This is a genomic window from Paracoccus sp. NIOT.M2S5SZ12, from assembly GCF_057748165.1.
The window spans coordinates 1-1,039 of sequence record NZ_JBYLFR010000061.1 but is presented as its reverse complement, the minus strand read 5'-3'; the positions used below and the strand labels follow the sequence as shown (position 1 = coordinate 1,039).

1 protein-coding gene is annotated in these 1,039 nt (G+C 62.7%); it reads right to left on the bottom strand.

Annotated elements, in window-relative coordinates; genetic code table 11:
* Window positions 1–95: 95 nt before the first annotated feature.
* Window positions 96–873 (bottom strand): IS5 family transposase gene (locus AC2SGK_RS18280; RefSeq protein WP_488324801.1). Its coding sequence is split into 2 segments (ribosomal slippage): window positions 96–543 and window positions 542–873, totalling 780 coding nucleotides; the frame shifts between segments, so codons are not numbered across the junction.
* Window positions 874–1,039 lie beyond the last annotated feature (166 nt).

Here is a 1,039-nt window from a genome sequence, read left to right as displayed (position 1 = left end):
TCCTCCAGATGGATCCAATACGGGAATGGCGCCAGATTGCCCTCGGTTTGACAACGGTAACGGGCAGGTCGCAGCGCAGGCCCCGTTACGGCATCTCATTGATTGTTATAGCCAGAGATGACGGTGGCGGCGAGGGCGACGGCGGAAGGTGAGGTCTTCGCACATCTGTCGTAGCGGGTGGCATTACGGCGCCAGTCCTTCAGCCTGCCGAACGTGATCTCGATCCGGTTGCGCCGCTTGTAGCGGCGCTTGTCATAGCGGACGACCTTGCCGCGCGACTTCCGGCCCGGGATGCAGGCGCGTATCCCTTTGTCTTTCAATGCCTCCCGGAACCAGTCGGCATCGTATCCCCGGTCCGCGATCAGCCATTCGGCGGCAGGCAGGCTGCCAAGGAGCGCCGCAGCACCGGTGCAGTCGCTGACGTGGCCCGCGGTCATAAAGAACTGCAATGGGCGGCCATCGGCATCTGTCACCGCATGCAGCTTGGTGTTCAGCCCGCCCTTCGTTCGCCCGATGAGACGACCGCGCCGGTCGTCAGTCCCCCTTTTTTGCCCGCAGGCTCGAAGCCGTGCGGTGCGCTTTCAGGTAGGTCGCGTCGATCATGACGACCTTGTCCTGGCCGCCTTCGGAGGCCAGCCCCTCCATCATCCTGGCAAAGACCCCCATATCGCCCCAACGCTTCCAGCGGTTGTAGAGGGTCTTGGGCGGGCCATACCCCCTGGGCGCATCGCACCATCTCAACCCATTGCGGTTGATGAAGATTATCCCGCTCAGCACCCGTCGGTCATCGACGCGCGGCTTGCCGTGGGACCTCGGGAAGAACGGCTTCAACCGCTCCATCTGCGCGTCGGTCAGCCAGAAAAGGTTGCTCACCATCACCCCCGTCAGTCCGGACCCTTGAACCGCGCAGGACGGGCGGCCTCAAGCAGATCAATGGGTCCTGACCCTAGTACTACAGTTGCGCATTGATGCGCAACTTCCGATGTGCGATGGCAGCGATCGCTTGATGTTCTCGTCGCCATCGTGACCAGTCCCAGAC